The organism is Flavobacterium odoriferum, assembly GCF_025499515.1.
GTDB lineage: Bacteria > Bacteroidota > Bacteroidia > Flavobacteriales > Flavobacteriaceae > Flavobacterium > Flavobacterium odoriferum.
This window is the reverse complement of sequence record NZ_JAMKFA010000076.1, coordinates 1-304: the sequence shown is the minus strand read 5'-3', so window position 1 is coordinate 304 and position 304 is coordinate 1. Positions and strand designations below refer to the sequence as shown.

At 42.8% G+C, this 304-nt stretch carries 1 protein-coding gene; it reads right to left on the bottom strand.

All coding sequences use genetic code 11. From position 1 onward, the window contains the following. Positions 1–65: 65 nt before the first annotated feature. On the bottom strand, positions 66–304 hold a 239-nt coding region (locus M9Q43_RS14160; protein ID WP_262319509.1), incomplete at its 5' end, for a hypothetical protein.

Sequence of the window (304 nt, the reverse complement as noted above, 5' to 3'; positions counted from 1 at the left end):
GGCAAAACTACAAACAGACTCTAATCAACTCAAACGGTTGGACATGGATATTTGTGATAAATTAACTACAACGCTACTTTCGGATCAGAATTGAGGGACATCTTATTGGTGAGGTTGACAAGAGTTGAAACAGATGAACCCTGGTTCTTGCTCACTTCTTCTGCACCTTTAGCTTCTTGCTCCACCTGCTGCTTTGATAGGTTTCCATTCGCATATAATTCACCAGGCTTGCTGCCTCTTTTCACCAGCAATGACTTTTCTCGGCCTTCATAGAATTCCAAGTCATCAACCAATGACGTCCTCG